Annotated in this window: 27 protein-coding genes; 15 read left to right on the plus strand and 12 right to left on the minus strand. The window is 64.6% G+C overall.

Going from position 1 to position 24,504, the window contains the following annotated elements; all coding sequences use genetic code 11:
- Nucleotides 1–256: 256 nt before the first annotated feature.
- The 3 genes from ACCD11_RS11635 to ACCD11_RS11645 all read left to right on the plus strand — a co-directional run bounded on the left by ACCD11_RS11635 (nucleotide 257) and on the right by ACCD11_RS11645 (nucleotide 4,121).
- Nucleotides 257–1,009, plus strand: coding sequence for a Hint domain-containing protein (locus ACCD11_RS11635; protein WP_007828943.1), 753 nt, complete (start codon nucleotides 257–259; stop codon nucleotides 1,007–1,009).
- Between the two features lie 181 nt (nucleotides 1,010–1,190).
- On the plus strand, nucleotides 1,191–3,095 hold the full coding sequence (locus tag ACCD11_RS11640) for a YcaO-like family protein (RefSeq protein ID WP_413313962.1): 1,905 nt from the start codon (nucleotides 1,191–1,193) through the stop codon (nucleotides 3,093–3,095).
- 15 nt (nucleotides 3,096–3,110) lie between these two features.
- On the plus strand, nucleotides 3,111–4,121 hold the full coding sequence (locus ACCD11_RS11645; protein WP_413313963.1) for a hypothetical protein: 1,011 nt from the start codon (nucleotides 3,111–3,113) through the stop codon (nucleotides 4,119–4,121).
- Between the two features lie 452 nt (nucleotides 4,122–4,573).
- Here ACCD11_RS11645 and ACCD11_RS11650 read toward each other — a convergent pair whose 3' ends face one another.
- The 3 genes from ACCD11_RS11650 to ACCD11_RS11660 form a co-directional block, all read right to left on the minus strand.
- Nucleotides 4,574–6,022, minus strand: a complete 1,449-nt coding sequence (locus tag ACCD11_RS11650; RefSeq protein WP_413313964.1) for an aldehyde dehydrogenase family protein — start codon at nucleotides 6,020–6,022, stop codon at nucleotides 4,574–4,576.
- A gap of 52 nt (nucleotides 6,023–6,074) precedes the next feature.
- Entirely contained in the window at nucleotides 6,075–7,097 is a 1,023-nt protein-coding gene (locus ACCD11_RS11655; protein ID WP_007828951.1) for an alpha/beta fold hydrolase, read from the minus strand.
- Nucleotides 7,098–7,337: 240 nt separating this feature from the next.
- Entirely contained in the window at nucleotides 7,338–8,282 is a 945-nt protein-coding gene (locus ACCD11_RS11660) for a LysR family transcriptional regulator (protein ID WP_413313965.1), read from the minus strand.
- An 89-nt stretch (nucleotides 8,283–8,371) separates the two neighbouring features.
- Here ACCD11_RS11660 and ACCD11_RS11665 point away from each other — a divergent pair, with 89 nt between their 5' ends.
- Genes ACCD11_RS11665 through aroQ form a run of 6 tightly spaced genes read left to right on the plus strand, consistent with a single transcriptional unit; the run spans nucleotide 8,372 to nucleotide 12,698 of the window.
- Complete coding sequence (locus ACCD11_RS11665; protein ID WP_413313966.1) at nucleotides 8,372–9,301, plus strand: ketopantoate reductase family protein; 930 nt, start codon at nucleotides 8,372–8,374, stop codon at nucleotides 9,299–9,301.
- Nucleotides 9,298–9,681, plus strand: coding sequence for a VOC family protein (locus ACCD11_RS11670; RefSeq protein ID WP_007828955.1), 384 nt, complete (start codon nucleotides 9,298–9,300; stop codon nucleotides 9,679–9,681). Before ACCD11_RS11665 ends, ACCD11_RS11670 begins: the two co-directional genes overlap by 4 nt.
- Nucleotides 9,682–9,715: 34 nt before the next feature.
- Nucleotides 9,716–10,168 (plus strand): MaoC family dehydratase, encoded by a 453-nt coding sequence (locus tag ACCD11_RS11675; protein ID WP_413314007.1) that lies wholly within the window; start codon nucleotides 9,716–9,718, stop codon nucleotides 10,166–10,168.
- Nucleotides 10,165–11,394 carry a CaiB/BaiF CoA transferase family protein gene (locus ACCD11_RS11680; RefSeq protein WP_413313967.1) on the plus strand — a complete coding sequence of 410 codons (1,230 nt, stop codon included), beginning with the start codon at nucleotides 10,165–10,167 and terminating at the stop codon, nucleotides 11,392–11,394. The genes ACCD11_RS11675 and ACCD11_RS11680 overlap by 4 nt, the downstream gene beginning before the upstream one ends.
- A 13-nt stretch (nucleotides 11,395–11,407) precedes the next feature.
- Nucleotides 11,408–12,229 carry a shikimate dehydrogenase gene (gene aroE, locus ACCD11_RS11685; RefSeq protein ID WP_007828974.1) on the plus strand — a complete coding sequence of 274 codons (822 nt, stop codon included), beginning with the start codon at nucleotides 11,408–11,410 and terminating at the stop codon, nucleotides 12,227–12,229.
- 22 nt (nucleotides 12,230–12,251) lie between these two features.
- On the plus strand, nucleotides 12,252–12,698 hold the full coding sequence (gene aroQ, locus ACCD11_RS11690) for a type II 3-dehydroquinate dehydratase (RefSeq protein WP_007828976.1): 447 nt from the start codon (nucleotides 12,252–12,254) through the stop codon (nucleotides 12,696–12,698).
- 652 nt (nucleotides 12,699–13,350) lie between these two features.
- On the opposite strand, the gene ACCD11_RS11695 is transcribed toward aroQ, so the two are convergent.
- Entirely contained in the window at nucleotides 13,351–13,623 is a 273-nt protein-coding gene (locus ACCD11_RS11695; protein ID WP_413313968.1) for a hypothetical protein, read from the minus strand.
- Between the two features lie 45 nt (nucleotides 13,624–13,668).
- On the opposite strand from ACCD11_RS11695, the gene ACCD11_RS11700 reads away from it, so the two are divergent.
- Nucleotides 13,669–14,259, plus strand: a complete 591-nt coding sequence (locus ACCD11_RS11700; protein ID WP_413313969.1) for a hypothetical protein — start codon at nucleotides 13,669–13,671, stop codon at nucleotides 14,257–14,259.
- Between the two features lie 123 nt (nucleotides 14,260–14,382).
- Here the strand turns inward: ACCD11_RS11700 and ACCD11_RS11705 are convergent, their stop codons facing one another.
- The 3 genes from ACCD11_RS11705 to gcvA are packed head-to-tail and all read right to left on the minus strand — an operon-like array spanning nucleotide 14,383 to nucleotide 16,674.
- Entirely contained in the window at nucleotides 14,383–15,525 is a 1,143-nt protein-coding gene (locus tag ACCD11_RS11705) for a saccharopine dehydrogenase family protein (RefSeq protein ID WP_413313970.1), read from the minus strand.
- A gap of 1 nt (nucleotide 15,526) precedes the next feature.
- A complete protein-coding gene (locus tag ACCD11_RS11710; RefSeq protein ID WP_042672740.1) occupies nucleotides 15,527–15,730 on the minus strand; it encodes a hypothetical protein in 204 nt (67 codons plus the stop codon).
- Nucleotides 15,727–16,674 carry a transcriptional regulator GcvA gene (gcvA, locus tag ACCD11_RS11715; protein WP_413313971.1) on the minus strand — a complete coding sequence of 316 codons (948 nt, stop codon included), beginning with the start codon at nucleotides 16,672–16,674 and terminating at the stop codon, nucleotides 15,727–15,729. Before gcvA ends, ACCD11_RS11710 begins: the two co-directional genes overlap by 4 nt.
- 208 nt (nucleotides 16,675–16,882) lie before the next feature.
- Between gcvA and ACCD11_RS11720 the strand changes: the two genes are divergently transcribed.
- From ACCD11_RS11720 to ACCD11_RS11735, 4 genes are all read left to right on the plus strand, one after another.
- Complete coding sequence (locus ACCD11_RS11720) at nucleotides 16,883–17,335, plus strand: Lrp/AsnC family transcriptional regulator (RefSeq protein ID WP_413313972.1); 453 nt, start codon at nucleotides 16,883–16,885, stop codon at nucleotides 17,333–17,335.
- Nucleotides 17,336–17,339: 4 nt separating this feature from the next.
- Complete coding sequence (locus ACCD11_RS11725; protein ID WP_413313973.1) at nucleotides 17,340–17,669, plus strand: hypothetical protein; 330 nt, start codon at nucleotides 17,340–17,342, stop codon at nucleotides 17,667–17,669.
- A 132-nt stretch (nucleotides 17,670–17,801) separates the two neighbouring features.
- The gene (locus ACCD11_RS11730) at nucleotides 17,802–18,878 is read left to right on the plus strand and encodes an AraC family transcriptional regulator (protein WP_413313974.1); all 1,077 of its coding nucleotides are present in this window, start codon (nucleotides 17,802–17,804) and stop codon (nucleotides 18,876–18,878) included.
- Between the two features lie 103 nt (nucleotides 18,879–18,981).
- Nucleotides 18,982–19,206 carry a hypothetical protein gene (locus ACCD11_RS11735; RefSeq protein WP_007828990.1) on the plus strand — a complete coding sequence of 75 codons (225 nt, stop codon included), beginning with the start codon at nucleotides 18,982–18,984 and terminating at the stop codon, nucleotides 19,204–19,206.
- A 25-nt stretch (nucleotides 19,207–19,231) separates the two neighbouring features.
- Here ACCD11_RS11735 and ACCD11_RS11740 read toward each other — a convergent pair whose 3' ends face one another.
- Nucleotides 19,232–19,678, minus strand: a complete 447-nt coding sequence (locus ACCD11_RS11740; protein WP_007828992.1) for a universal stress protein — start codon at nucleotides 19,676–19,678, stop codon at nucleotides 19,232–19,234.
- A gap of 80 nt (nucleotides 19,679–19,758) precedes the next feature.
- The gene (locus tag ACCD11_RS11745; protein WP_413313975.1) at nucleotides 19,759–20,307 is read right to left on the minus strand and encodes a MarR family winged helix-turn-helix transcriptional regulator; all 549 of its coding nucleotides are present in this window, start codon (nucleotides 20,305–20,307) and stop codon (nucleotides 19,759–19,761) included.
- 196 nt (nucleotides 20,308–20,503) lie between these two features.
- Between ACCD11_RS11745 and ACCD11_RS11750 the strand changes: the two genes are divergently transcribed.
- Nucleotides 20,504–21,487 carry a tripartite tricarboxylate transporter substrate-binding protein gene (locus ACCD11_RS11750; protein WP_413313976.1) on the plus strand — a complete coding sequence of 328 codons (984 nt, stop codon included), beginning with the start codon at nucleotides 20,504–20,506 and terminating at the stop codon, nucleotides 21,485–21,487.
- 120 nt (nucleotides 21,488–21,607) lie between these two features.
- Here the strand turns inward: ACCD11_RS11750 and ACCD11_RS11755 are convergent, their stop codons facing one another.
- From ACCD11_RS11755 to ACCD11_RS11765, 3 genes are read right to left on the minus strand one after another with little or no spacing between them, the layout of a single operon-like run.
- Complete coding sequence (locus ACCD11_RS11755; protein ID WP_413313977.1) at nucleotides 21,608–22,774, minus strand: mandelate racemase/muconate lactonizing enzyme family protein; 1,167 nt, start codon at nucleotides 22,772–22,774, stop codon at nucleotides 21,608–21,610.
- A 34-nt stretch (nucleotides 22,775–22,808) separates the two neighbouring features.
- The gene (locus ACCD11_RS11760) at nucleotides 22,809–23,510 is read right to left on the minus strand and encodes an SDR family NAD(P)-dependent oxidoreductase (RefSeq protein WP_413313978.1); all 702 of its coding nucleotides are present in this window, start codon (nucleotides 23,508–23,510) and stop codon (nucleotides 22,809–22,811) included.
- Entirely contained in the window at nucleotides 23,500–24,471 is a 972-nt protein-coding gene (locus ACCD11_RS11765) for a Bug family tripartite tricarboxylate transporter substrate binding protein (RefSeq protein ID WP_413313979.1), read from the minus strand. Before ACCD11_RS11765 ends, ACCD11_RS11760 begins: the two co-directional genes overlap by 11 nt.
- Nucleotides 24,472–24,504 lie beyond the last annotated feature (33 nt).

Below are 24,504 nucleotides of genomic sequence, written 5' to 3' on the forward strand. Positions count from 1 at the left end.
CAGGGCTATGTCCCTGGTGGCTGCCCATCCGACCTGCAGGTCGAGGATCGGCGCACGGTTCCTGGCAATACATCCACGCGCCGTGACATTTGTTTAGCGGGCGCCAAAGTGTTCGGCGCCGCTGGGTCACTAAACAACTTTGCGAAGCGACGGATAAGCTCCATGCAAGCCACATCGACTGGGGCTGCACAGGTCGCGAGGACGGTCGGGCTCGCGGATGTCCGTTGCGATTCGAATGAATACGAAAGGCTGAAAAATGGGATCGATTCAAAAGGAAATGCCGCTGTTCGTTGATGGTGCGGAAAGCTGTGTGAGCAGCAGAGCGCCAGAGCAAGATGCCAAGGAGGGCTGGTCGGTCACGGTTCGCCCCTACCGCAGCAAGCCTGCCGAAGATCTGCTGACCGATTACTCGTGCAACAGCTGCACTTGCTTCCTGGCCGGCAACCGTGTGCTCATGGCCGACGGTTCGCAAAAAGCGGTGGAAGACGTGCAGGTGGGCGACATGGTCATGACCATGTCGGGGCCCGATCGCGTTCGCATGCTTGAGCGCCCGGTGCTGGGCATGACACGCCGCGTACTGGAAATCCGCGGCGTGGGCGACGAGTGCCTGTTTGTGACCGACGAGCACCCGCTGTGGACGAGTCGCCGCACAGACGATGGAACAGTCGAGAACTGGGGTGTGTACAACCTGAGCCACTACCTCTACGAGCAGCGCAATGCCGTGGAGCCCAAGATCGAAGGTGCGCCCCATGCACTGGCCTTCGATCTGCCGGAGCAGGTGGCACATACGACGGGCTGGCTGCACGTGCGTCCGATCTACCATCACATGGAGCCGTCGACGCAGCTGTACAACATCGTGACCACGAACGCGTGCAGCGTGTTCGTCGAAGGCTTTGCTGCCTATTCGCACGGAACGGGCAGGCAACGGCCTGAAGCAGGCTGGACCGGAATGCAGGCCGACTCGCACGCTGAATCGTTCGTGCGCAAGTTCAGCCTGCAGAGTGCCTGACTGCGGTTCCTTGAAACCACGGGAGAAAGATGCGGCCGGACATCCGCGGCCGTGTCTTGCTGGCTGCGTGCAGATTCGAGGCGGCCTCCTTCGGTTGCGCAGCCAGGGGGGCGAGCTAGAGGTAAAAGCGCCCGGACGATTCCTCAAAGGGTTGGTCGACTGGTGCGACGGTGATCGCTCCTTGAGCGAGGTTGAAGCGTTGGCGCAGAGGAAGTGGGGCGCCAGCTCGTTCGCAGGGTTCCTGCGCGCAATGCTCTCGTCGGGGGTGTTGGTCGACGCCTCGACGGTCGCATTGCGTGCGCTGGCCTCATCTTCGGCGGCAGCAGTTCAAACTTCCGCAGGCGAAAACGAGCTTGATTGGCAGGCGGTCAGCGAGCCGGCTCGATGGCCCAAGTCGCGCGTTGCTGGTCTGGAAGAGGCGCTGGAGCTCGTCGCGCATGCGCTTGCGCCCTACATTGCTGAAGGCTCAGCCGCGATGCGTGTGGCAGCCGTTCGATCCTTCATTTTTGCTCCTGAGGGCTCTCGAGGTGAGTCATTGACTGGCGCCGACTTGGCCCGGATCGCAGGGCGAGAGGTGGAGGTGCATGCGCGCTCGTCGTCCTTGATGTGGCGCGACATTTATCGCGCCATTGCGAATCCAGAAAGCCTGCAACATGCGCACGCTTTAGTGGTTGTTGCTGCGATTCGTTCTGAGGAGCACGATGAAGACTCTCGATCGCGTACACGTCGGCAGTTGCTCACCACCGGAGCGGCTTTGCAGCGCGCAGAAGATGCACTGCGGCAGGTGCCCTTTGAGCTCTCGCAAGATCTCGAATTCGAGTCAAGTCGCCTGAGCCTTCTCTGCGGCGTCGAGGCGCACGAAATCATCGGTTGCGCCACCATTCGGTCACGTGTGCCGCAGCGTTCGGCACCCGAGCCCTCGTTAAAACTCCGCTGGATGCCTGCGGCCCCTGTTCACGGCAGCGAACAGGTCACCCATGTCGTACGCGCAGAGCTTTTGGGCGCCAATACAGCAGGCATTGTCGGCTGGGGTCGCTCTCCTGATGCGAAGACAGCATGTGACATCGCTGTGTCCGAAATCGTGGAGCGCTACAGCTATCGAAGAGTGAGCCTGCCGTTGACCCGCGCGACTGGCATGGCGATGAGGCTAACGGTGGATCCGCGCCGCTGGGGATGCTTTGCGTCTGAGCAGTACGCGAATGCTGTGCTGGGCGTCGCAGCATACGACCCCAATGAGGAGCGACATTGGGTCAAAGGGCGGAGTTTGGAGAAGGCCGGTGACGTCTGGCTGCCCGCGGAATGCGTCTTCAGCATTGGCAGCTTGCCCGCAAAAGCGCGTATTTCGCCGTTGATGAAGGTGACATCCTCGGGCTGCGCAAGCGACGTCGACGTTGCCGTGGCGCGCGAGCGCGCCGCGTATGAAATCATCGAGCGAGACGCGTTTCTGCGCCATTGGTTGGCGCAGCGACCGTGCTCTGAAGTCTCTCCAACTTCGCTTTCGGTTGACCTCGCTGCGCGAGTTTCTTCCTTGTCCAAACTGGGTCTGCGGGTCGTTCTCGGGGCGGTACAAGGTGATTTGGGGCCTGTGGCGATCGCAGGGGTGATCTCGCCAAAGCAAGGCTTTTTCGTTTTGGGCTCTGCCTGTGCTGGCAGTGCTGAAGAGTCGCTCGGCAGAGCTTTGACGGAAGCATCTGTGGCTGCGAATGCGCGCCTGCTCGGTACGCCGCGTCGGCCCATCAGTCCAAGCGCCATCCATTCACCAAGCGACCATGGTGACCTCTACGCGCAGCGCAGGTATTTTGAGAAAGCGCTAGCGCTCTTTGCGGACGCAAGCAGCGAAACTATGGAGGCGCTGGAAGCCAGGTGGCCACGCAGTGTGAAGCAGCGGCTACGCAGTGCCGGCAAGCCCGCATGCTGGGTTGATCTCAGCGCAAGCGAAGCTCCTGCGTCTTTGGATGGACGGCGAATTCATACGGTGCGTGTGCTGATCGCCGATACGATTCCGATCGCGTTCGGACGAGACGCCGTGCCTCGCGGCATGGCGCACTTTGTGAAACGTGGTCTCTTTCCCCATCCTCTGGCCTGATAGCAGGTCCCTCTCATGGCGATTTCGACTGTTCTTGATCACTTCCGCACTGTCATGCAGTGGGCGACGGCAAACGATGCTGAAGCGCAACTGGACATGCGCACATTCGAATTACGTCTGCAACGCCAAGGCGCTGGATTTCGGCTTCACCCCATGTTTCCGGCACGGGTGGGCGGCCAATTCGTTCACTCGCAGGTTCTCACGGAGCATGCAGTAGGGTTCGGTGGCTGGTTGCCGTATCGGCCCTACACGTCTCGCTGGTCCACAGACAAGCTGTTGTTCAAGCGGGATGCCGCGGCTCAGGGAATTCGAGTTCCGACTCAATGGAAGCTTGGCGAGCAGCCCGATGCCGACTTCATCCTGAAGCGATCGGAAGGTTCGTTCGGCTATGACATCAGTGGTCCGTATCAGGCAGGCACACCGATCACCGATGCGGTGCAGCCGAATCTCGCCGCCGGTCGAGGTCAGGCGTTCCCCGAGCAGTTCATAGCTGGCCGCATGGCCAAGATTTGGTTTTGGGGTTCACAACCATTCTTTGCGCATGTGCAGGACTATCCGGTTGTTCAGGCCGACGGCGTTCATACAGCCATAGCTTTGGCGAAAGCAAGAATTGCTCAAGACATCGGCGCGGCGGGACTGGTGAGCGATGAGATCGTGCGCTCGACGTTAAGGTTCCAGAGCATCGACCCGGATGGCGTTCCAGAGAACGGCCGAGCCTTTTGGATCGACTTCCGCTACGGGCGTACCTTTGAAGATCGGCGAAAGAGCGTCGACGTGAACGGCTTGCCGGATCTTCTGCAGTCAAGTTCCTCTCAGCTGAATGAAATGGGGGAGTTTGCGGCTCAGATACTGCAGCAAACCGCGAGCGTGCCGTTGATGTGCAGCGTGGACGCGGTTGTTGACGCGGAGCAAAGACTTTGGTGGCTCGAGATGAACACAAATTCGATTCTTCCGCACCAAGGTTATGAGCTAATACTCTCGACTCTTTTCGAACTCCGAGCAGATCGCTCGACTGCACCGAGTTGACGTCGATAAGAGGATTGCCGTCCTGGGCGTGATCCTCACCCTGAAGGAAGTTGGTCATCCAGGCGCGGGAAATGGAGCTGTGGGTTCTAGGATCGGCGTGCTCCAAGGCATTTAGCGGTCCATTTCCTGGATAGAAAGTTTGACGTGGTTCAATTGGTTATGCGGCACCGTGGGTTGAGTTCTCATCGAGGACCGCCGTAAATAGGAATTGACGGAGTCGCGTGCGGGAGGCGATTTCGTCATGCAATAGGGTGTTCGGGCGGCTTTAGCTATCGCGAGTCTGGATCTGAGATGTAAACGTACGGTCTGGGCTCGCGGGCGTCCTCGCTCGCTACACCGAAGGCTTCGAGACTGCAGATCTGCAAGCAGCCCAACGGTTGCTGGGAGACTCGGCGGCGTAGGGCGTGCCCCCGGCGCGCGGGGCCGTGAACCCAACCGGCGAGCGATCGTGCTCAAGCTGCCTGACGGGGCAGCACAAGGCCGTTCGGGATGGCAATGGTCTTGGGCTCCAGGAATGCTTCCATGCCGAAGATGCCAAATTCTCTGCCGATGCCCGACTGCTTGACGCCGCCGAATGGCGCGATCAATTCGGGCGTGATGCGATTGACCAGCACCGTGCCGGCGCGCAGCCGCGAGGCCACACCGAGGGCGCGCATCGGCTGCGACGAGAAGACGTAGGCCTGCAAGCCGTACACGGAGTCGTTCGCGATGGCAACGGCTTCATCCTCGTCGTCATAGCCGATCACCGAGAGCACCGGCCCGAAGATTTCCTCGCGTGCGATGTCCATGTCGTTGCGCACGCCGGCGAATACGGTGGGCCGCACGAACCAGCCCTTGTCAAGACCGTCCGGGCGGCCTTCGCCGCCGGCCACGAGCGTCGCGCCCTGCGCCAGACCGCGGCGGATGAAATGCTGCACGCGCTCGAACTGCGCCTTGCTCGCGAGCGGCCCGACGGCGGTGGCGGCGTCGCGCGGATCGCCCACGCGCATGGCGGCCACCGTGGCCTGCAGGCGTTCGATCGCCTGCGTCATGTGCACGTTCGGGATCAGCAGTCGCGTGCCGGCCACGCAGGCCTGGCCGTTGTTCGTGAAGGCCGCGTTCAGCGCCATGGGCAACACGGCGACCAGGTCGGCGTCGTCCAGTATCACGGTGGCCGACTTGCCCGAAAGCGCCAGGCTCACGCGCTTCATGGTATCCAGGCCCGCGCGCGCAATGAGCTTGCCGGTCTGCGTGGAACCGGTGAATGAAATCTTTGCGATTCCCGGGTTGGTAGAGATCTCGTCGCCGACATCGCCGCCGCGCCCGAGCAGTACATTGACGACGCCGGCCGGCAGGCCCGCGTCATGCAATGCCTCGGTCACGACCTGCGCCTGCAGCGGGCCCAACTCGCTGGGCTTGACGACCGAGGCACAGCCCGCGGCGATGGCCGATGCCAACTTGCTGCAAATGCTTCCGGCCGTGCTGTTCCAGGGGGCGATGAGGCCGGCGACGCCGACGGGCTCCATCACCACAGTGGCGTCGCCCAAGCGGCGTTCGAAGACGTAGTCTTGCAGCATCCGTGCCGTGCTCGCGAAGCACTGCGAGGCGTAGTTGCTGACCCATTGCGAGCGGGCCAAAGGGCCGCCGTACTCCTCGATCGTGGCCTCGCAGATCTGGTCGGTGCGCGCCAGCACGGCCGCCTCGAGGCGCTTGAGCATCTCGATGCGCTGTGCCTTGGTGCTGCCGGCCAGCCCCGGCTGTGCCCGATTGGCCGCATCGATCGCTCGCTTCGCATCGTCGCGGTTCGCCAAGGTCACTGTGCCGATGACCTGCTCGGTTGCGGGGTTGACGATCTCCAGCCGCTCGCTGCCCTGTACGGGCACGAAGGTCCCATCGATGTATGCCTGATGGATGTTCCACATGGCTTGTATTCCTGTGCCTTGGGGGTGATTGCTCGACGACGGCGGACGCGACTCACCCGCGCGCGACGTCGATCACGGCCTTTGCGAAGGCCTCGGGTGCTTCCTGCGGCAGGTTATGGCCGATGCCGCCGCTCACCAGCCGATGCTCGTAGCGCCCCGAGAACTTCTTCGCATAGGCGCTGGGCTCGGGGTGCGGCGCGCCGTTGGCGTCGCCCTCCAGCGTGATGGTCGGCACGCCGATCACGGGCGCCTTGGCGAGCCGGTCTTCCAGTGCCTGGTACTTCGCCTCGCCGTCGGCCAGGCCCAGGCGCCAGCGGTAGTTGTGCACGGTGATGGCCACGTGATCGGGGTTCTCGAACGCGACGGCGCTGCGATCGAAGGTGGCCGCATCGAAGTTCCACTTGGGCGATGCGATCTGCCAGATGAGCTTGGCGAAGTCGTGGCGGTTCTTCTCGTAGCCCGCGCGGCCACGCTCGGTCGCGAAGTAGTACTGGTACCACCATTGCAACTCGGCCTGCGGGGGCAGGGGGATCTTGCCGGCCTCCTGGCTGCCGATGAGGTAGCCGCTGACCGACACCAGCGCCTTCACGCGCTCCGGCCACAGCGCGGCCATGATGCATGCCGTGCGTGCGCCCCAGTCGCAGCCGGCAACGGTGGCTGACTGAATTTTCAGCGCATCCATCAGCGCGATGATGTCGACGGCGACGACCGACTGCTGGCCGTTGCGCGGGGTGTCGACCGACAGGAACCGGGTGGTGCCATAGCCGCGCAGGTACGGCACGATCACGCGGAAGCCCGCGGCGGCCAGTTGTGGTGCGACGTCGACGAACATGTGGATGTCGTAGGGCCAGCCGTGCAGAAGAATCACAGGCGCGCCGTTGGCCGGACCTGCTTCGAAATATCCGATGCTGAGGCTGCCGGCGTCGATGCTCTTGAGCGGCTCGAGGCGTCTGACGGCGCCTGTGCCGGCAGATTGGGCGAAGGCGGGCACGATCGAAGTCAGCTGGACGGCAGCTACGCCGAGCGCCGCCTTGGCCAGGAAAGAGCGACGGGGCAACTGAGAGGAATCGGTCATTTGAAATTTCCTTGAATCCGAAGTGATTGATGAGCACCGGAATGGTGGTCAGCCGGATCCGCATGCGCCTTCCGGACTGATGGGAAGATTGTTCGGCGCGCGGAGCGTCTGGAGCCCGGTTTGCGTATGCCTCTGTATCTGGGCCGGCTTCGTCAACACTAAATTTCAATCGGAGCATTCGCGCAGGCCAGTCGTTTGCAAAGTAAGCGGGTACTCGTTGCCACCAGGCGCGCACGGTCTTCACCGAGCCTTTCGCAAATTTCGCGCGAACAGGTGCTCGCACAGGCCTCGCAGCCAGCGGTTTGCCGGATCCTGGTTGTATCGGGCGTGCCAGTGCTGCTTGACTGTGAAAGGCGGCACGGGCACGGGGCAATCGAACACCGAAAGGCCGGTTGTCCGTGCCAGCGTCTCGCCGATCTGTCGCGGCACCGTGGCGATCAAGTCGGTGGTCGACACGATCGCGGCCAGACCGAGAAATCCCGGGAGTTCCAGCAGGATGCGTCGCACCACGCGGTGACGCTGCAGCGCGGCTTCCAGCAACTGAACGCCAGTTCCACCGGAGATGCCGATGTGCGCTTCGGCCCGGTATTCGCGCAAGCCCATGCGCTTGCCGTTCACACGCGGATGCTTGGCGTTGACCAGGCACACCCAGTCCTGCGGATAGAGCACCTGTTGGAAGAAACCTGACTCGAGCCAAGGCACAAGGCCGATGGCCAGGTCGGCTTGGCCCGATTGCAACGCCGGCCCGGTCTGCTCGTCGATGCGTGCGGCCTCCAGGACGATGCCCGGCGCAGCCGCGCGCACGTGCGCCAGCAGTTGCGGCAGCAATGTGATGTGGCTCGCATCGGTCATGCAGATGCGGAAGCGCCGCGTGGCGCTGGCCGGCTCGAAGGCCGGCTCGGGCGCAGCGACACGACGCAATGCCGCCAAGGCTTCGCGTACAGGAACGATGAGTTCCGTCGCGCGCGGCGTTGGCTGCATGCCGTCGACCGTGCGCACGAAGAGTTCGTCCCCGAGTTGCTTTCTCAAGCGGCCGAGCCAATTGCTCACGGTCGGCTGGCTCTGCCCCATCTGCTCACCCGCGCGCGTCACGCTGCGTGTGCTGTAGACGAGGTCGAACAGGCACAGCAGCTTGACGCTCACCATGCCGGTCCCCGTATCCGTCGGATAGTCGTTCGCTTCCATTTCAAAACGGAATGTAGACCATTTCATCCATGTCATTGGCGACATGGCCTGAAAAAACTATCGTTGTGTCATTCCATCAGGAGACACGCATGAAGATCTACTTTCTGGGCGCAGGCGCCCTCGGATGCGCCATCGGGGGCACCCTCGCGGCGGGTGGCTCCGATGTGACGCTCATCGATCCGTTCCAGGCCCACGTCGACGCCATCCGACGCGATGGCCTGCGCATGAAGGACGGCGACAACGAGCGCATGGTGAAGGTGCGTGCCGTCACCAGCGTCGAAGGTTTGCCTCCGGCCGATCTGGTGATCGTGCTGGTCAAGTCCTTCCATACGCGTGCAGCCATCGAGGGCGCGTTGTCCGTCGTCGGTCCGGACACCGCCGTGATGTCGTTGCAGAACGGAATGGGGCATGAAGACATCCTGGCGGAGGTCGCCGGCGCGGAGCATGTGCTGGCCGGCAAGACCTATGTCGGCGGCGTGTTCCTCGGGCCGGGCCATATCATCGCGGGCACACGCAACAAGCGCACGGTGATCGGCGAACTCGATGGCCGCATCAGTGCACGGGCTGCGGCCATTGCCGCCGAATTCGAACGCGCTGCGCTGCCGTGCGAGGTCAGCGACAACATCATGGGCGTGATCTGGGACAAGCTCCTCATCAACGTCTCCACGGGTGCATTGAGTGCGATCACGGGGCAGGTGTACGGCAGCCTCTACGCAGTGCCGGAGATCGAGACAGCGGCCCTTGCAGCAGTGGGCGAAGCAATGGCTGTTGCCGAAGCGGGTGGCGTGAAATTGTCCATCGGCTCGCCGCGCGACGCCTGGATGATGGCTGCCGAAGGGCTTCCTTACGAGTTCAAGACCTCGATGCTGCAAAGCCTGGAGAAGGGTTCCATCACCGAGATCGACTTCATCAACGGCGCCGTTGTGCGCGCGGGCCTGAAACACGGCGTGCCGACCCCCGTGAATCAGACGCTGGTCGCTGCCATCAAGGGCATCGAACGCCGTATGGAGGCGAAATGACCCGTCCGCGCGCTTACGTCGAACATGTCGCCATCTGGGTGGCAGACATCCATTGGCACATCCGGTTCTTTCACGATGTCTGCGGCATGACGATGCGCGAGGTGCAAGGCACCGTCGAGGAGCCCATCCAATACTGGACGCTCGGCGGCATGCAGTTCATGGCCAAGCCTGACTACGCCGGACCCGAGGGCCGCCTCGGCCACATCGGCGTGATGTGCGAAGACCTCGAGGCCGCACTCGCCGCTGCACAAGCCTTCGGCGTCACCGAGATGCCGCAAGGCCGCAACTGGCTGCGCCTGCCGGATGGCCTGGCCGTCGAATTCATCCAGGCCAGCGCAGGCACCGTGGCCCGCGCGCTTGCCATCGATCCACGCGCCTGAACCTTTCAATCCAGGAGAGACACCCATGACATCACTGACCATCGAAGACAAGTATTGGGACGACGCCGTCGTCGGCGCCACCTGCGTCAGCCCGCCCTACGAAGTGACGGAGGCGCGCGTGATGGCTTACGCCGACCTCAGCGGCGACCACACCCCCGTGCACACAGACGAGGCTTATGCCCGCACGACGCCGTTTGGCACCCGCGTGGCACACGGCCTGTTCGGCCTGTCGATCGCCGACGGGTTGAAGACCAGGAGCGACATGCGCTTCATGCCCGGCATGTCGCTGGGCTGGGAATGGAGCTTCGTTGGCCCGATCAAGCTGGGCGACACGGTGCGAGTGAGGTTCCACGTGGGCACCAAGCGCGAATCGAAGAGCAAGCCGGGCTGGGGCATCCTCGTGCTGCCGTCCGAACTGATCAACCAGCGCGATGAGGTCGTGCAGAGGGGCGAGCACCGTGTGATGGTGCCAAGGAGGCCGGCATGAGCGCGTCATCGCAACAAGCGCTGCCGCTGGCCGGCATGCGCGTCATCGACTACAGCCACTTCCTGGCCGGTCCGTATGTGGGGCGCTGCCTCGCTGCACTGGGTGCGGAAGTCATCAAGGTCGAGCGCCCGGGGTCGGGCGACGCAGGCCGCCAGCATGCCTGGTTCGTCGGTGACCACAGCGGCTACTTCCTGCAGCAGAACATGGGCAAGAAGGGGTTGAGCGTCAACACCAAGGATCCCCGCGGCCGCGCACTGATGAAGAAGCTCGTCGACAGTGCCGACGTGTTCGTCGAGAACTACCGGCCCGGAGCACTCGACAAGCTCGGCCTGGGGTATGCCGAACTGGCCGAGACCAACCCCGGCCTCGTCTACTGCTCGATTTCGGCCTACGGCCATACCGGCCCCGACTCGCACCGCGCCGGTTTCGGCCTCATCGCCGAAGCCAAGAGCGGGATCATGCAGATGGTCGGCAATCCCGGTGAAGCGCCGCCTCTGCTGCGGATCTCGCTAGGCGACATGTACACCGGCATCCATGCGGTGGCGGCCATCAATGCGGCCCTCCTCGGTCGGGTGAAGTCCGGGCGCGGGCAGCACATCGACATGGCGCTGTACGACACGTTGGTGTCGATGCACGAATACGCGGTGCAGTGCTACACGCTGTCGGGAGGCAAGGAAGTACCGGTGCAGACAGGGCACGACATGCCCAACTCGACGCTCTACGGCGTGTTCCGCGCGCAGGACGGCGACGTCGTCATCGCGGCGCAAGTCGACGACGCCTGGAAGAGGTTCGCTGCGTTGGTGGAACAGACAGGTGGCCCGGCAGGCTTCGGCACCGACACGATGTTGCATACCTCGGCGGGTCGCAACGCACAGCGCACCGGCATCCTCGAAGTGGTGAAGCCCTGGGTATCGGCAAGACCGGTGGCGGCACTTCTGAAGATGCTGGACGGCATCGACGTGCCGGCCGCGAAGGTCCAGCGCATCGACGAAGTGCTGGCCGACCCACAGATCCAGGCGCGCGGAATGGTGGTCGAGCAGGACCACCCGGTGCTCGGAAAGATCCGCCTGCCGAACCTGCCTTTCCGCATGTCGGGCGGCGATACCTCGATCACGCAGGTCGCGCCCGAGTTGGGCGAGCACAACGCGGAAATCGCAGCCAGCCTGGGTTTCGACGCCGCACAGATCGCAGACATGCAGGCCGACGGCGTGCTTTACAGCGCATAAGGAGTTTCTCGAGATGACCGACAAGTACGCCGTCATCGGCAACCCCATTGGGCACACGAAGTCGCCCTACATCCACGGCAGTTTTGCAGCCTCGACCGGACAGGACATCGACTACAGCGCGATCGAAGGATCTCTCGATCACTTCGCCGACGATCTGCATGCATTTCGCAGCGCTGGCGGACGCGGCATGAACGTGACGGCGCCGTTCAAGCTTCAGGCCTTTGCCTTGGCCACGGAAAGGCTTGAACGCGCGCAACTTGCAGGCGCGACCAATGCACTCAAGTTCGAGGGTGACCGTATCGTGGCCGACAACTTCGATGGCCTGGGGCTCACCAATGACATCCAACGCAACCTTGGCTTCGCGCTCAAGGGGGCGCGCATGTTGGTGCTCGGCGCCGGTGGTGCGGTCCGTGGCGCACTGCTTCCGTTTCTCGAACAGCAACCTGCGGTGCTGGTGCTCGCAAACCGTACGCAGGGCAAGGCGGACGATCTTGCAAGGCAGTTCGCGGCTCACGGCAAGGTCGAGGGATGCGCCTACGGTGATCTTTCGGGCGAAAAATTCGACATCGTCATCAACGGCACCTCGGCCAGTCTCAGGGGCGAGTTGCCGCCCTTGCCGGTCGAGGCCCTGCAGGGCGCGCGCCTGGCGTATGAACTGGCCTACGGCAAAGGGCTCACTCCCTTCCTGCGTTTGGCGCAAAACGCCGGCGTGCCAAGGCTGGCCGATGGTGTCGGCATGCTGGTCGAGCAAGCCGCGGAAGCCTTCGCATGGTGGCGCGGCGTGCGCCCCGACACCCGCGCCGTGATCGACCGCATGACCATTCCCTTGGTCTGACAGCTCATTTCGGAGACGCATCATGAAGATCCTCATGCTTCACGGCATCAACCACAACATGTTCGGCAAGCGCGATCCGAAGCAGTACGGCACGACAACCCTCGAGGAAATCGACCAGCGGCTGCAAGCTCTGGGCAAGGAGCTGGGTGCCGGGATCGAGAGCTTTCAGACCAACAGCGAGGGCGAGATGTGCGAGCGCATCCATCGCGCCTTCTCGGAGGGCGTGGACGCAGTGCTCATCAATGCCGGTGCATGGACGCACTACAGCTACGGAATCCGCGATGCGCTGGCCATTCTGACGGTGCCCGTGGTGGAGGTGCACATGTCGAACATCCATGCGCGGGAGAAGTTCCGCCACCACTCGGTCTTCGCAGAGATCGTGCGGGGGCAGATCTGCGGTTTCGGCGTAGACAGTTATGAGTTGGGGTTGCGCGCAGCCGTTTCCGCCGCGACGCCAGCGCAGAACTGATCCTCAGCTTGTGTGGGAAGCGGAGGTCGGCTTTGCAGCGGAAGCCGACCTCCGACCGCCTGCGGCGAGTGCCCGGTACCGCGCGTGCAGGAGCTGAACGGCCTTGCCGAAAGCGGTTCTGCACGAAGGCAGACTACCCAGCGAGTACGCTCCAGCGACAAGGATGCGCGCCGATGCGCGGCCCATCCCCAGGCCCCTCGGGAATCCGTCGATCCAGGCCCCTGCGCCGTGTGCGCGGCACTGGCGCGCAGCGGTGGCGCAGCTTCAGGGCGCCAGGCGGATGTTCGCGTCCTTGATGATCTTCGCGTAGATGGCGGCGTCCGCCCGTACCACCTTCTGGAACGCTTCGGGCTTGCCGCCGGCCACCTGCAGGCCCAGCGCCTCGATCTTGGCACACCACGGGTGCCTCGCGGCAATGGCAGCAGTACTCCCGGCGATTGGCGAAAAGCGTCAGGCGGCTGCGTTGCACGGCCTCGGGAGGTCGCTGAGATATTCGACTCCGACCAGGGCAGCCAGATCATGAGTGCTACAAGCGCAGTACATGCGACACAACGAAATACAAGCAGGATCGAAGTTGCCTTCACAGTGCATTCCCGCGATCTCCGGCGTCTTGCGAAGTCGCCTCCGACCGCCATCTCAGACCGCTCTTCGGTCACTCACCGAAGGGCAATCGGAGCACCGTTGTGTCATTGCTGAAATCGAACACCGCCTTTGTCGATCCGCTTTCTGGCCACAACCGCCCCGAGAGGCCGTGGAAAGCAGAAAAAAGCAAGCCATATTCCTGCGCATGGGTCTTACCCAATGCACCGGACAAGGGTACTTTTTGGTTAATGCCCTGTAACGCCATTGAAGTCGATGGCTCGCATCGCGATGCGTGCCGGCTTCCTGGAATGCTGGCGGCAAAACGAGAACGTTCATTGATCAAGCGGTGCACGCACCGAGGGGCGCCGGCTCCCGCATGCAACCGTACATGGATGCATTCACGCATGCGTTCAAGCGAACCTGGCTGGATGACAGCCGACCACTACTAGAGGAAATGATTCAACTGAGCAGACTTGTCGAAGAACAACTTCGCCACCGCGCGCACCTCAGCGCGACGGGCCAACATTTTGGCCGAGCTTGCCCCCTCCGAATGACGTTTTCGGCGACGTCAGAAGGGCATGTCATGTTCACACGTTACGCCATCCGCACGCTGCTTTGCATTGCTGCCGTCCCCGCCATCTCCGATGAGTCGGCGCCCACTCATGATCGCGTGTTTCTGAGCAAGACCGAGATCGAGAGCACCTTGATCGGCAAACCCATCGTTTCAAACAATCTCGCGACCGGCATGGTCTCGAGCTGGCAGTTCTACGCCGACGGCCGCGTGGACTTCGCCAACCGGAGCGGCCCCGGCCGAGCGTCGGGCAAATGGTTTCTCAACCCCGATGGTGCGATGTGCGTGACGATGATTTCGCGAACCGGGTGCCGCTACTGGTTCAGGATCGAAAAGGACGGCGCCCTCGCGAACGCCAACACCAGGGAACCGAATGCGCCTACGGTGGCCGAGATACGGTTCGAGTAACGGTACGAAGCGACAAACCCCAAGCCAGGTACGCGACGTCTCCGGGCCTCGGCGCCAGCGGATCGAGCTCCTTGCTGGCGAGCCAGGAACACACCGGCAGCACGCGGTTGGCCAGAGAGGCGGTCAGGCGTGCGCGGGCTCGCCCTTGGGCCTGGGCGCAGGTGCGGAAGACGCCACGCCGAGCCCCTGGTAGTAGTGGCCGACCTTGGTGGCGAGGAACTGCCCGAGCGGCACCTGCTCCTGGCCGACGAAGCCGAGCGCGGGAAGCTTGCCTTGCCGCAGCAGCTCGAACACGCCGACGACGCCGGCGGCGGTGGTCAGCTCGATGGCGGTGCGGTCCTTGCCGCGCAGCGGCGCTCCGAACACCCGCGCGACGCGCGTCTCCTGCTCGAAGCGGCCGTCGCGACGGCCCGAGGCCGAGGCGAACAGGATCACCACGTCTTCGCGGCTGTGCGGAACGGCATGCTCCAGCACCTGGCGCAGCAGGTCGCGGCGCTCGATCAGGCGCAGGTCGTGCAGCAGGAAATTCATCGCGTCGCAATGGCCGGGATAGCGGATCGTCTTGTAGTCGAGGTTGCGCACCTTGCCCGCGAGCGTCTCGCACAGCGTGCCCAGGCCGCCGGAGGTGTTGAAGGCTTCGAAGGCCTCGGCGTCGAGCGTGAAGGTCTCGTGCCCTTCCATCGGCTGCACCGACACCAGCTGGCCGTTCACGATGGCGTCGCACGGGTTGCAGTACTCGTTGATGACGCCGTCGATGCTCCAGGTGAAGTTGTAGCGCAGGCTGTTGGTGGCATTGCGCGTGAGGGCGCCCACGCGCAGGCGCAGGTCGTAGAGTTCGTCGAAGCGGCTGGCAAGATAGCCGCCGAGCATGCCGATCACGCCGGGCGCCAGGCCGCTCTGGGGCATGAGGACCGAGGTGGCCGTCTTCGATATGTCGCGGATGGCTTTCGTTGCCGCCACGTCCTCGGTGAGGTCGAAGTAGTGGACGCCGCATGCCGCCGCTTCGGTGGCCACGCGCTGCGCGAGGAAGAACGGCAGGCAGTTGATCACCACCGAGTGCGCGCGCAGCGCGGTGCGCAGGTCTTCGTTGTTTTCGACGTCGAGCGCAATGCGCCGCACCAGCGGGTCGTTTTCATCATTGCGGCCCGGTCTCACGTCGGCCAGCGTCACGGGCAGGCGGTGGTACTCCGCGATCATGTCGGCCACGGTGCTGCCGACCTTGCCGGCGCCCAGGACCAGCACATTTTCGATCTTCACTTTCGTCATTTCATTTCTCCTGCGGGGCACCGTTGCCCTGTGAAAAGAACTGTAGAAGCGAGTCTTGACGGATGGTAGAGAGCAGATCGGCGAAAGGGCTGAACGCTTCGTCGTTTCGACGACGCGGTTCGTCAGGTTGGGCGCTTCCAATCTCGATCTCGAATGAGTGCTCCTTGTGATCCTGCTTGCCCAGCCGCTGCTCGAGGCGATTCAACGTCCGGCGGCCGCAGGCGGAGTCGATTTCGACGAGGCACCCGACGGCCGCGACGCGGCCGCCTCGGCCACCAGCCAATCGCGAAACGCCAGCACCAGGCGATTTTCGGCGGCGACTTCCGGCACCACCACGTAGTAGGCCCGCTGCGTCAGCAGCGCCTCGCGGAACAGCACCACCAGCCGGTCGGAGGCCAGCTCTTCTTCGATGAGGAACTTCGGCACCAGCGCAACGCCGAGGCCATTCGCCGCCGCTTGCGCGAGCATGGCGAAGTGCTCGAAGCGCGGGCCGCGCATCGCATGCGCGGCGCTCACCTTGACCTGCTCGAACCACTCCGACCACTGCATGGGGCGCGACGACTGATGAAGAAGGCACTGGCCCGCAAGGTCCTCGCGCGTGTGGATGCCACTGCGGCGCTTGAACTCGGGGCTGCACACCGGGACCACGCTTTCCCCGAGCAGATAGTCGCAAGAAGCGCCCGGCCAGAAATCGGCGCCGAAGTGAATCGCCGCGTCGAAGGGCTCGCGCGCGAAATCGAAGGGCTCGGTCCGCGCTGCGAAGTTGACCGTCACGCCTGGATGCAGCGCGGCAAAACGCTTCATGCGCGGGATCAGCCATCGCGTTGCGAATGTCGGGAGCACCGCGAGGTTGAGCACCTCTCCCATCCCGCCCATGGTCACCACGCGCTGGGTGGCGTTGGACACGCTGTCCAGGCCGCCGCGAAGCTCGGCCGCATACACGCGGCCGGCTTCGGTGAGCACCACGCGCTGCCGTACGCGATGAAAAAGCGCCGTGCCCAGTTGCTCTTCCAGCAGCTTGATCTGCCGCGAAATGGCGCTCTGCGTCAGGTGGAGTTCCTGCGCGGCTCGCGAGATGCTGGCGTGGCGCGCCGCGCTTTCGAAGGCCAGCAGCTGGCCCATGGGGGGAAGAAATTCGCGTCTGAACATGATGACTAAAACGTAAGATCGCTGGCGTCATTCTCTAATAAAGCGTGGCAGATGACGGCCCGCGTTGATTCCAGTTTGACATGAAATTGTTCCGGCTTCTCGCTGTCCATCGACCGCTGCGTTGACGATGGTGATGCTCCGGACACCGGCGCCCGGGCATTCGCTTCGCGCGGGTCACAATCCACTCATTTCCGCTGCAGGGGCCGCCATGGACCTACGACTCGACGACCTGGACCGCCATCTGTTGACGCTGCTCCAAGCCAACGCCCGCGAGCCTGCCGCCAACCTCGCGCGCAAGCTCAAGATCGCACGGACCACCGTGGTCGCACGCATTGCCCGGCTGGAGCGCGAGGGCATCGTCTCGGGATACGGCGTGCGCCTTGGCCAGCGGCTCGAACAGGCCGCGGTGCGAGCCTTCTGCGGCCTCAGCGTCAATGCGAAGGGCGCCCCCGCGACCATCAAGGCGCTTGAGCGGCTGCCCGAGGTGGAGGAGGTATGGGCCGTGAGCGGCCAGTTCGACTACATGGTCCTGCTGCGCTGCGGCACTCCCGAACAGCTCGACAAGCTCCTCGACCAGATGGGGCAGATCGACGGCATCAACCAGACGCACACCTCCATCGTGCTGAGCCGCAAGATCGACCGCCGCAGCACGGTGGAATGAATGAATGGCCAGCCCCACGGACAGGACCCAAAATGCCGGCGCCTTCCTCGGCGTGCTGATGCTCGACACGCGCTTTTCGCGGCCGACGGGCGACATCGGCAATCCCGAGACCTTTTTCCGCCATGGCATTCCGGTCCGGTTCCATGTGGTCACTGGCACATCGCCCGAGGGCATCGTGAAGCAGGCCGACCCTGCGCCGCAGGGCGCCGCGTACACGACATCGAGACGCTGCTGGCTACGCGATGGGCGAGCCGGGCTGGAGGGTGAACTGCGCCAGGGGTCAATTTTTCCTGCGCTTATAGACAAGTCCATCGCGGAAAAATCGATTTTGTGATTATTCTCTCGCCCGAAAACCGAGTGAAGGGAGGGCGGGGCGAAAGAGGAAATATCGGGCACACCCTGCAATGGCCGTGATTCCGATGCCGGATCGAAAACAGATCGCGGACCTCGATCGCCCTGCTGCGCGATGATTTTCAACCGATGGTCGACGCTGCACATCGAGCCGAAGCGCCGAGCGGAATTCTGGCGCGAGGCGGGCCAGAAGGCGAAGACGCCGGTGACCCCGAACGTGCCGTGGCCCGACGATTTCGAAGCCACGCTCACGACGCGCGGCTTCGAGGAGCTGGCGCTCAACCATGTGCAGGTCTGCTCGCCGCATGACGTCGAGTGCACGGCCTCGGACCTGGCACGCCTCGAACGGCCGTTTCTCTTCATCGATCTCTATACCTCGGGGAAATGCGACGTCCTGCAACTCGAACGAGGCATGCAGGCGGCGCCCGGGCAGCCATTCCTGATCGACGGCAGGCGTGAATACCGGCTCGACCATCGGCAGTCGGTCAGCATGCTCGCATTGGCCATACCCTTTGCGGCGCTGGGTCCTCACGCGAGTGCCGTTGAAAGCCTGATTGCGCGCCCCCAGCCACAAAACGCCGCACTCCACCTTCTGGCCGGCCAGATGCGCATGCTCAGCGCGTGGCCGCATGCGTTCGAAAAGGCCGAATCCGAGAGGCTGTCCGACCTGCTCGTTGGAGCCGTGCACGCTGTTCTTCTTGGCGCAAGGGAAGGGGAGCTGACGACGGTTCGCAGGGAGCGCAGCTTCTTCAGGCGCAAGGTGCGGCAGGTCGTCGAACAGATGTATGCCGATCCCGCCCTGAATCCCCAGGTCGTCGCCGAGAAGCTGGGCATCTCGGTGCGCAGCCTGCATGCGCGGATGGCCCAGGACGGAATGACTTTCGGCGCCGAGCTGATGGCGCACAGGCTGGAGCGGGCCCATGGCCTGTTGCGAGGAGCCCGGCGCGGCAGCGCCACGATCGGCGAGATCTGCGCCCGCTGCGGCTTTGTATCGGCTGCGCATTTCTCAAGGCGTTTTCGAGCTCGTTTCGGCATGGCGCCGAGCGCGGTCAGGGCCGATGGCGGGCGTGAATGCGCGGTCGGGCACGCGGAATGCGCTGCCGAGCATGAGGAGCCGGTGGCTCAGCCTCAAACGTATTCATGCTCGAGTCCTCCCCGCGACCCATCGTCTGCGGAACCCAATCCGGGATGACGCATCCGCGATGCAGCCTCCGGCTGCTTGCCCCCTACGAAATGACCAGACCACACAACCATCACCGCGGTTCTCCGGCCAACTGCTCACAGGAACCCCTGCGATGAATATCAAGGAAATCTACGCCCAGTTCAGGGCCCCCGTCCGAAGAGGGGCGCGGGTGGAGTTTCAGGGGAAGCCGGGAACGATCACCAAGGTGTATGGCCTGGCCGTGCGCGTCCGGCTGGACGGAATGACTCTTTCCAGGCCGTACCTCCTGAGTGAATTGCAATGGCTGGATCAGGAGGCTCAGCAGCCCCAGGCAGGCGGCGAACCGAGCCTGGCCTGAACGGGCGCCGCCAGCGGCGAGCTGCCTATCGCAGCACCAGCACCGGAACGTGCGAGTGCGTCAGCACATGCAGCGTCTCGCTGCCCATCAGCAGGCGCGCCAGGCTGCGCCGCCCGTGCGAGGCCATCACGATCAGGTCGCACTGCTGGTTCTTCGCGGTCGCGATGATGGCTTCGGCGACCTGGTTCGACTTCATGACGATGGCCTGCGCGTTGCGAACCCCCTTGCCGAGCGCGAGGGCTGCGACCCTGTCGACCAGGTGCTGCGCGGCCTGGTCCGTCTGCGCCTGAGAGGCCTGGATGTCCCGCTGGCTCAGCATCATCGAGCCTTCGAAGTAGCCGACGGGCTCGATGTGCGCGACGGTGACGCCCACCAGTTCCGCATTGGTCAGCAAGGCCAGCTCGATGGCGGTGTTGACCGCTTGCTCCGAGAGCGCGGAGCCGTCGGTCGGGACAAGAACACGCTTGTACATGGCACGCTCCTTGGCCCCCGGCACCGCGGGTGCCCTCATGCTTCAGTCTAGTTCGCGATTGCGGCCATGCAAGGGCGCCGTCAGCTCCCGCGCTCCGGCCACCGATGCCGCGTCCCCCCCGAACGGCGGTCCGCCTTCTCCGCGACCACCCCTTGTGCAAGCAACTGCACTCCACGCTGTTCCAGATGCCGCAGGCACCGCAGGAAGATGTCGAGGTGCGCAGGTTCGATGCCTTCCAGCAGTTCCGTGTTCAGCTCTGCGATCCGCGGAAACAACCGGTCGAACAGTTGCCGGCCCGAAGCGCTCAGCTGCACATGCACCTCGCGCCGGTCCTGCGAGTCCTGCCGCCGCTCCACCAGCTTCTTCTCGACCAGGCTGCGCAGTCCGCGCGAGGTGCGCACCCGGTCCAGGTGCAGGTGTGTGGCGAGCGTCGACGAGGTCATCTCGCCCTCCTGCGCGAGCGTGGCGACCATGCCCCACTCGCGGCGCGTGATGCCGAAGCCCCCTTCGACCAGGCGGGTCGCCATGCCGCTGCCTGCGCGCACGGCACGCGACAGCCGGTACAGCAGCAGATCGTCCAGGGAGCGGGGCGAGCGCAACGCTGCTGCATCGGGAAAAGCTTGTTGCATAGGAATGACGGAAGGGAGAAGGGGCAGGAAATGTGGTTCGCCCGCCTCGGCGGACGGATAGTGAATTAGATCAACTGTTTGTGTATGCGTATAAACCGGTAACAAATTTGAACGAATGGAAACAGTCCGGGCACGCGATTTTCGCCGTGAAAGCCGTGCGTGCCCCCGTTCACGACAACTGCCCGCAGGAGAACCGATGCCCGTATTTCTTTCCAGGCGCAAGCTCATGGCGTGGGGCGTCGCCCTGGCCGCTTGCGCCCCCTTGGCCCATGCCCAGGCGCCCGCCGCGCTCGAGGGCGGACCGCTCACGCTCGTGGTCGGCTACGCCGCGGGCGGCAGCACTGACCGCATCGCGCGACTGATCGCCGAGCGGCTGACGCCGAAGCTCGGCATCCAGGTGAGCGTGGAAAACCGTCCGGGCGAGGGCGGCCGGCTCGCGGCCAGGGAAGTGAAGCGCGCCCCCGCGGGGCAGAACGTGCTGATGCTCGGCAACCCCGCCGTGATGGTGGTCGCGCCGCTGGTGTTCAAGGACGCGGGCTACGATCCCGACAAGGACTTCGTGCCCGTCTCGCAAGTCAGCAGCTACGACTTTGCGCTGGCGGTCGGCAACAAGCTCCAGCTCGACCGCGCGATGTTCCTCGTGGGCCGGCTCTGGGCGCACCCTGAAGAAGCGGTCTTCGGCGTGCCGGCCACGGGCAGCCTGCCCCACTTCTTCGGCCTGATGGTGGGCGATGCACTGAGCGTGCAGCCGGAGATCAAGGGCTATGGCGGCTCGGCGCCGCTGTCGGCCGACCTGAGCGGCGGCAGCCTGCCGATCGCGATCGACACGCTCGACTCGCTCTATCCGCAGCACGTAGCCGGCAAGATCCGCATCCTGGCCACGTCAGGCAAGAAGCGCGCGAGCTTCGCGCCCAACGTCCCCACCTTCCGCGAAGCCGGCATGAAGATCGATGCCGACGGCTGGAACACCTTCTTCGCGCCCAGCACGATGGCGCCCGCCAAGGTGCAAGTGCTGTCCAACGCGATTCGCGACGTCATGAAAGACCCGGGACTGCAGAAGGCGGCCGACGCGCTCTACATCACGTCCGTGGTCAGCAACGCGTCCGAGACCGCGCAGATGCTCAAGAACTATCGCCAGCAATGGGAGCCGGTCGTGCGCCGCTCCGGCTTTCATCCTTGATACTCCCCCAGGCTTCGCGCACTTCGTGTCGCTTCGCCTGCCCCCTCGCCGGGGGCGACACCTGCGGCCCGGCAAAGCCGGTTCCGCGGTGCCCCACGAACAGACCGGCCGTGCTTGCTTTCAGGCTGCTAGTGCGCGCATCTCGGTGATCAGGTCGGCCTTGCCCTCGAAGCCGATGCCCGGCAGCGGCGGCAGCGTGACGTAGCCGTTCTGTACCTTCACGCCGTCGGGGAATCCGCCGTAGGGCTGGAACAGGTCGGGGTAGCTCTCGTTGCCGCCGAGCCCGAGGCCGGCCGCGATGGCCAGCGACATCTGGTGGCCGCCGTGGGGAATGCAGCGCGAGGGCGACCAGCCGTGTGCCTTCAGCATCTCGAGCGTGCGCAGGTACTCCACCAGCCCGTAGCTCAGCGCGCAGTCGAACTGCAGCCAGTCGCGGTCGGGCCGCATGCCGCCGTGGCGGATGAGGTTGCGCGCGTCCTGCATGGAGAACAGGTTCTCGCCCGTGGCCATGGGGCCGGCGTACACCTCGCCGAGCTTGGCCTGCAGTTCGTAGTCGAGCGGGTCACCGGCCTCCTCGTACCAGAACAGCGGGTACTGCGACAGCGCGCGGCCGTAGTCGACGGCCGTCTGCAAATCGAAGCGACCGTTGGCGTCCACCGCGAGCTGCTGGCCGGGGCCGAGGATCTTCAGCACCGACTCGACGCGCTCGCAATCTTCGGCCAGCGTGGCGCCGCCGATCTTCATCTTCACCACCGAGTAGCCGCGCTCCAGGTAGCTGGTCATCTCGCGCTGCAGGCCTTCCAGGCCCTTGCCGGGGTAGTAGTAGCCGCCGGCCGCGTACACGAACACGCGCGGGTCCGGCGTGCCGGTGCCGTAGCGCTCCGCGAGCAATTGGTACAGCGGTTTGCCGGCGATCTTGGCGGTGGCGTCCCACACGGCCATGTCGATGGTGCCCACGGCCACCGAGCGCTCGCCGTGGCCGCCGGGCTTCTCGTTGATCATCATGCGGGCCCAGATCCTGTGCGGATCGAGGTTGTCGCCGGTCTCGTCGAGCAGCGATGCCGGCTCGGCCTCCAGCAGGCGCGGCAGGAAGCGCTCGCGGATCAGCCCGCCCTGGCCGTAGCGGCCGTTGGAGTTGAAGCCGTAGCCGATGACCGGCTTGCCGTCGCGGATCACGTCGGTGACCACGGCAACGAGGCTCAGGGTCATCTTCGAGAAGTCGATGTAGGCGTTGCGGATGTCCGACTTGATGGGGCGGGTGGACTCGAGGATGTTGACGATTTTCATGGTCGGTGGTTCTGGAGAAAAGAAGGAGGAAAGTTCAGCGGTGCAGCGACGATCCGCCGCAGATGGCGATGTCCTGCCCCGTGATGGCCGCCGCGTTCGGCGACAGCAGGAAGCCCGCGAGCGCGGCGATTTCCTCGGGCTGTATCAGCCGGCCGATGGGCGGCAGGCGCGGTGCGCTGCCTGCGCGGGCCGGGTCCTGCAGCATCGAGGTCTGCGTGGCGCCGGGCGACACCACGTTGACGGTCACGCCCTGCGCCGCGACCTCCGCGGCCCAGCTGCGCGCGAGCGCGATCAGTGCTGCCTTGGTGGCTGCGTACTGGCCGCGGCCGGGCAGGCCCTGCGCGACGCGGCTGCCGACGAACACGACGCGGCCGCGGCCGCGCGCGGCCATCGCGGGCACGAGCGCGTCGGCCAGCCGCGTGGCCGCGTCGACATGCAGGCGCCACATCAGCTCGCCGCCTGCGTGGTCGAGCGCGCCCAGCGGGCCGACGCGCAGCACGCCCGCTGCATGCACCAGCGCATCCGCGTCCTGGAGCGCGGCGGCCGTGCGCGCGATGGCGTCGGCATCGCACAGGTCGACGGCTACATGCACGAAGCGCGCGTGAGACAGCGTCGGCGCGGCGAGGTCGAGTCCGCTCACGTGCCAACCCGCCTCCAGCAGGTGGGACGCAATGGCGCGGCCGATGCCGCCGCTGCTGCCCGTTACCACTGCGTGCGGGGCAGCTTCATTCGACATGGATGTTGCCCTCCACGATGATCTTCTTCGAGCGCGCCATGTCGTCGGCCTGGAACTTCACGAAGTCTTCGACGCTGCCCGGCGTCAGCAGCAGGCCCTGCGCATTCAGCGTCTCGCGCATGTCGGTGCCCAGCGCCTTGTTGACCTCGGTGTTCAGCCGCTGCGTGACGGCGGCCGGCAGCTTCGCCGGACCCCACAGGCCGTACCAGCTGTAGAACTCGTAGCCCGGGATGCTCTCGCCCACCGTGGGCACGTTCGGCAGGCTCGCGGCGCGCGCGGCCGAGGTGACGGCGATCACCTTCAGCATGCCGCTCTTGTGGTACTGCAGCGAACCGAGGATAGGGTCGATGAAGCCGTCGATCTGCCCGCCGATCAGGTCCTGGAACGCGGGCGCGGTGCCCTTGTACGGCACGATCAGGTAGTCGAGCCCGCCGCCCGCGCGCTTGAGCAGCTCGGTCGACAGATGGCCCGCCGATCCGATCGAACCCACCGCGAAGGTCATCTTGCCGGGGTGCGCCTTGGCATACGCGATGAGCGACTTCACGTCGCTCACCGGCAGGTTCTTGTTCACGGCCACCGACAGCGGCGCCTTCGCCACCAGCGCCACCGGCGTGAAGTCCTTCACCACGTCGTAGGGCACGGACTTCATGGTCATCGGCGCGGTGGTGAAGGTCGAGGCGTTGAACAGCAGCGTGTACCCGTCGGCCGGCGCCTTCGACACCACGTCGGCACCGATGATGCCGTTGCCCCCGGCGCGGTTCTCCACGATGAAGCTCTGGCCCGTCTGCTCGCCGAGCTTCTGCGCCAGCAGGCGGCCGATGGTGTCGAGCGTGCCGCCCGGCGGAAACGGGATCACCATGCGTACCGGGCGGCTGGGCCAGGTCTGCGCGAAGCCGGTGGTGGACGCGGCGGCCAGCGCGAGGGCGGCCAGCGCGGTGCGCAGGAAATGATTGCGTTGCATGTCTCTTGTCTCCTTGTGTTTTTCATCGGGGCA

Source organism: Variovorax sp. Varisp36 (assembly GCF_047304235.1).
GTDB lineage: Bacteria > Pseudomonadota > Gammaproteobacteria > Burkholderiales > Burkholderiaceae_C > Variovorax.